Here is a 5,798-nt window from a genome sequence, read left to right on the forward strand (position 1 = left end):
CGCCAGATCACCGGCGAGCAAATTGCGTTCGCCGCCGATCAGCACCTCGGCACCCTCCTGTTTGCCGATGTCCATGTAGGAGAGGATTTTCTCCAGCTGTTCGCTTGAAGCCTGAGCGCCGATCATGGTCGCCGGATCCAACGGATCGCCTTGCACGATCGCTTCCACGCGCTTCAGCGCCTTTTCCATGAACTTGTCATAGATGGCTTCATGGACAAGAGCGCGGCTCGGACAGGTGCAAACTTCGCCCTGATTGAGGGCGAACATAACGAAGCCTTCTATTGCCTTGTCAAAGAAATCGTCGTCCTCGGCCGTTACATCCTTGAAGAAAATGTTGGGGGATTTGCCGCCCAGTTCCAGTGTCACCGGTATCAAGTTCTGGCTGGCATACTGCATGATCAGCCGTCCGGTCGTCGTCTCGCCGGTGAACGCGATCTTGGCGATTCGGGGGCTCGAGGCTAGCGGTTTTCCGGCTTCAAGGCCAAAGCCGTTGACGATGTTGAGCACGCCGGGCGGCAGGAGATCTGCGATCAGTTCGGCRAGSACCARGATGGAYGCWGGGGTTTGYTCCGCAGGCTTCAGCACGACGCAATTTCCCGCAGCCAATGCMGGGGCAAGCTTCCACACCGCCATCAGGATCGGGAAGTTCCACGGAATGATCTGACCGACGACACCGAGCGGTTCATGGAAATGATAGGCCACCGTATCGTGATCGATTTCCGAGATACCACCTTCTTGTGCACGGATYGCACCGGCGAAATAGCGGAAATGGTCGATGGCWAGCGGCAGATCAGCCGCCGTGGTTTCGCGGATTGGTTTGCCGTTGTCCCAGGTTTCCGCCTGGGCAAGCACAGCGAGGTTGTCTTCCATCACTTGTGCGATCTTGTTGAGCATGACGCTGCGTTCGGCAGCGCTCGTRCGRCCCCAGGCTTCCTTGGCRGCATGCGCKGCATCGAGTGCCGCATCGACATCACTTGCGTCGGAACGCGCAATTTCACAAAGAACCTGACCGTTTACCGGCRACGTGTTTTCGGAACAGCGGCCAGCATTGGGTTAAACGAACTTTCCGCCAATGAAATTGCCGTAAGGCTGTTTTGCATCCGACTAATGGATGCCGGGTCTTATCGCCATGCGTAAATTACGACAGCCAGTCACTATTAAGTCCCATTCGAATGTGCTAACCGCGGGCCTGCAAAAACTATTCCCAACAGAGAGATGACAATTGTATGGCCAGCGTTACCACGCTAAAGATTACTGCCTGGGAGGACATTTCCAGCTCGGTCAAAAACTTCCGATTGGCCGCACTCCTCGGCTGGCAAGACGTCGCACAACGTTATCGAAGGTCAAGCGTTGGCGCTTTCTGGCTAACCATAAACATGGGTGTGCTCATTGGCGCATTGGGTTTGGTATTTGGGACAATCTTCAATTCGCCAATGTCCGAGTTTCTGCCGTTCATTTGTGTCGGCCTGATCATGTGGGGCTATTTTTCGAGCCTCATCAATGAGGGGTGCGGCAGTTTCATTTCGAGCGCCGACACGATGCTGCAGCTGCCCATACCGTTCTTCACCTACATCTTGAGAACGTGGTGGCGTAATACGATCATTCTCGCACATAATATGGTCATCTTCCCGATTGTCCTTCTGATCTTCGGGACGTTTGTCAACTTCAATGCGCTCTTGTTCATTCCGGGCTTTGTACTGGTGTCGCTCAACCTTCTTTGGGTGATGATTGTCCTGGCGGTGCTGTGCACGCGTTATCGCGATCTGACGCAGATCGTTCAGAACATCATGCAGGTCGGCATGTATGTGACCCCGATCATGTGGATGGCCAAGAATTTACCCGGCGGCACACAATCGCGGCTATGGTTGATGCTCGATCTCAATCCCTTCTTCCATCTGATCAGTATTGTGCGCGAACCGCTGCTGGGTGGTACGGCAACGCAGCTCAACTGGTTGATCAGCATCGCGATGGCGATTTTCGGCTGGTTGATCGCCCTCCTGTTTCTTAATCGCTATCGTTCGCGGATCACCTATTGGCTATGAACATATTTTCTCAACATCCTATCGCGCAGGCAGACATGACCTCCATGCATCTTGAAAATGTCACTGTGGATTTTCCGATCTACAATGCAAAAAGCAGATCGCTGAAAAACCAGGTCATCAGTCTGGCGACCGGTGGTACGATCGGCTCGAATTCCGAGGGTCATGTCGTCATACGGGGTCTGGAAAATATCAGCCTGAGCCTCAAAGAGGGCGATCGGCTTGGTTTGATAGGCCACAACGGTTCGGGAAAAACCACGCTTTTGCGGGTCATGAGCGGCGTCTACTACCCTTCGGGCGGTAACATTGCCATCAACGGGAAATCTACGTCCCTGATTAACATCTCATTGGGCATCGACCCCGAAGCTACCGGCCGTGAAAACATCGGCATTCGCGGCGCGATGCTTGGATTCACAAAGAAGGAAATGGCCGCACAGCGGGCGGAGATTGAGGATTTTTCCGAACTCGGAAGCTTCCTTGACATGCCGGTGAGGACCTATTCGACAGGTATGCAACTTCGCTTGGCTTTTTCGATATCGACCGTGATTCAACCTGAAATTCTTATCATGGATGAATGGCTGGCGACGGGAGATGAAGGCTTTCAGCACAAAGCCAATGCGCGCCTGCACGAGCTCGTCAATAAAACCAAGATCTTGATTATCGCCAGCCATTCGAAGCAATTGCTCGTGAATAACTGCAATAGGATCGTATGGCTTGAGCATGGAAAAATCCGGATGGATGGCGACGCCGAGACGGTTGCCAACGCCTATTTTGGGCACCAATGATAATTGGGTTTATATGATCCCAGGCGAGGGTTTCGCCAGACGAATGACCAGAATGATTTGCAGTCGTTCCTCTTAACTCTCTCCACTCACGAGAACAAATATAAACGAACGCCGGTAGTTGCGACCGTCCTGACAATTTGAATCTATAGCCACACTGTCTTGCGCGATGAGGAGCGGACAGGCTGTTTTCCAATACGCCATGAACAGAAGCCGAGGCGAACCACCTGAAGGAATGATTGACCAGGAATATCCTTTTCTGGTCGCAGTGCTTGCCTGTGAGGTATCTTGGCGATTTGAAATCGGGATGTTTATGTCTCAAAAGCTTGGGTTCTGGAGGCGGTATAGGCCGGACCTGTTCTGAGGTAGCGGAGAAGTCGGGCCTCACCTTTTGTTAACGATACAGGCGCACGTTCTAGTGGCTGACAGTTGCCTACATGTCGGCCACCCGGCCTGTTTCTTATTGGGCATCCGGCAGGTCGGGAACTCAAGCTCCCCTGATAATGGAACGTTCATCGTAATGGCTAGTTATGGTGTGCTGGTGAGTCCTTCTGACCGGCGGGGACTGGGCCTCGATGATCTCTTCAGTTCTAAATGCCGAGTCTCTTTGATACCCATTACTCTGGGGTCCCTTATCGAACTGATGATGGGAGGAATTAATGACAGCGGCTGCTTACGATCTTCTTTGGGTCACACTCCCAATTCTCGTCCTGGCGCTGGTCGCCTCGCTACCTAGAAACGAGCCGCCTATTTTTGAGTCTGAAGGTAGATGGGATCTAGCTCGTTCCCGTCTGCCAATAATTTCGTCACCACATTTGCCGACCAACGCACAGCTTCTGGTGGGTAAAACGGCGAAATTTCCAACAGATTAGCGATCTCTCGAGGCGTCAGTTTGGGGTTGTTTGTTTTTAAGCTGGAAACGTAATCGGCGAGCCTGGTCGCAGTATCGCGCTTATCCCGCTTGGGCCTGTATCTTTTCCGAGGTTCGTTCATTGCCGATCCAGTTTGAGACCGGGACGGTAGTTGAGTCGCCATGGCGGAGTAAACTCTTTTTCGAAGGCGGTCCGATGACCCAGGGTAGTTGGTTGCTTCAAATGCGAGAGAACTCGAGCGACAAGTCATCCAATGATGCGGTTCACAGCCTATTTGCGGAACGCCCCTTTGATTTGACGCATTGGCGCGGTGATACGCCATGAAGAAGAATTCAGATGGGCTTTCGCTTCTTGCTCAAGTTTTGCACACGTGGCCCGGGCCGAATCCAACTCTTTCTGCATCAGTTCTTCTCGCTTAAGAGCATCACGCAGCTCACCAGAAATTGTCTCGACATGAACTCGCAGTTGCTCTAATTCGCGTGACGTTGCATGGAGTGGCTTAGGACGCTTCAGCAAAATCAGGTCATTTACAGAACCACTTCTTACGATGTTGTCGTGGAGAACGTGGTCAGGAGATAACCTACTGGAAAATCCCTTGTCGGAGTTATCAACGACATGCACGCTGGCGAAATCGGCAAAGAGCGACTTAGCAAAGTCGAATGGATTCGTATTGCCGTGCATCATCAAACACCATGAGTTGAACTCCATATAGATAATGGGGTTGAACTTCTCGATTGTGACGCGGGCACCCTTAAGCACTTGTGGCTCAAACCCCTCGACATCGATCTTTATCAAATCGACACGCTGCAAAGCCTGTTCTTTGACAAACCCATCGATGGTGACAACGCGTACTTCGGGAGCCGACGCATCGTCTGAAATATGCCCGTATGCAGAACTTCCAGAAAAATGAGCAACACCTGGCGCCGAGCTAACAGCCAGATTCCACGGCGTAACGTGTGACAAGCCGTTTCCTTCAACGTTCGCCTTAAGAAGTGCGAAGACCTCCGGTTGAGGTTCGAATGAATGAACCTCAGCGCCCAACTGCTTAGGATGCACGAGGTCAAACCAATGTTTGCGCCTACGTCCAATACTACTGCATCGCTTTGAATCTGGTCCTTTGCGAACGAAAAAAGTTCGCCTCCGTACCCATCGCTGATGGTGGGGTAGAAAGGGTCGGAATGTCCCAAACTATCAATCGAGAATAGTTTGTTGCCGAGCCGAATTTGCTTTACACGGTCTAGCATTCATTGTCCCCCCACTAGATTTCTCCCAAACAACTATAGACCATGATTTCGTTATTGGCAGACATAAAGATTCGACAGCTTCGCCGCTTCTATAAGCGGCGCGAGAAGCAAACATCTATATCCAGTCACCGAAGCAAGATCCGGTCACAACGGGGTGCACTGGGGCAGGCCGCGGCGCAGGGCGTAAACAGGATTGTGCCCATCGTCCTGCGTCCTAAGCGATATGCTCCTCCAGCTCGATTTTCCGCAATACTGAGAACCCGCTCCCACCGACGCTCGCACAACGGAACTCAAGTCCAAACGTAGTATCTGGAATATCAAATTCGAGCGAAACACGCTTTTCACCGGATTGCACCTCGCAACGTGCGAGCGGCTCCGCCTGCCCCAGCGCGACCACATCGCAAACTGCTATCGGGGATTTTTTGGCCGCCGACCGGATCTGCCAAGTCACACGGTAGCTACCGGCTCGAAGCGGCATATAAGGGCCGTGCAGCACAACACCACCTTCCCCCGCGGCGGCCTCGATCCAAGTACCATCCTGAGATTGCCGCAATTTGCGACCGGCCGGCACCGCCAGGCGTTGGACGCGCTCGGGCCAATGCTTATTGAATAAATCGGCCATCATGGCATGGGTCGCTTCGGCATCGGGCTTGYGATCGGTTCGCACTCCCTCGACCCACCAGATGAACGATTCATCTGGTCGATCGCGCGCTACGATCAACCGCTCTGTGACAGACCAACCGGGAGTGGACTGATTAGGATCGAACGGCAGCACTTCCCCAGTCCGCGGGTCACGGCACAACCAGACCCCATAGCTCGCTGTGACGTCAAACCCAGCCAAGCGCATCAACGCCGTCACTT

The 5,798-nt window shown here is 53.0% G+C and carries 4 protein-coding genes and 1 pseudogene; 2 read left to right on the plus strand and 3 right to left on the minus strand.

Translation table 11 applies throughout. The annotated features are described in order from the left end of the window. Positions 1-1,074, minus strand: a pseudogene (gene adh / locus ACXJ5O_RS16925) (aldehyde dehydrogenase); the annotation flags it as partial. A gap of 152 nt (positions 1,075-1,226) precedes the next feature. Between adh and ACXJ5O_RS16930 the strand changes: the two are divergent. Both ACXJ5O_RS16930 and ACXJ5O_RS16935 read left to right on the plus strand, forming a co-directional pair. Beyond that, a complete protein-coding gene (locus ACXJ5O_RS16930) occupies positions 1,227-2,042 on the plus strand; it encodes an ABC transporter permease (RefSeq protein ID WP_457300901.1) in 816 nt (271 codons plus the stop codon). Positions 2,043-2,077: 35 nt separating this feature from the next. After that, on the plus strand, positions 2,078-2,824 hold the full coding sequence (locus tag ACXJ5O_RS16935; protein ID WP_457300902.1) for an ABC transporter ATP-binding protein: 747 nt from the start codon (positions 2,078-2,080) through the stop codon (positions 2,822-2,824). Positions 2,825-3,963: 1,139 nt separating this feature from the next. Here ACXJ5O_RS16935 and ACXJ5O_RS16940 read toward each other — a convergent pair. Together ACXJ5O_RS16940 and ACXJ5O_RS16945 are read right to left on the minus strand one after the other, a co-directional pair. Next, the gene (locus ACXJ5O_RS16940; RefSeq protein ID WP_457300903.1) at positions 3,964-4,749 is read right to left on the minus strand and encodes an FkbM family methyltransferase; all 786 of its coding nucleotides are present in this window, start codon (positions 4,747-4,749) and stop codon (positions 3,964-3,966) included. Between the two features lie 402 nt (positions 4,750-5,151). Then, positions 5,152-5,798: hypothetical protein (locus ACXJ5O_RS16945; protein ID WP_457300904.1), on the minus strand; the 647-nt coding region annotated here is incomplete at its 5' end.

The sequence above is a fragment of the Phyllobacterium sp. P5_D12 genome (assembly GCF_054049495.1).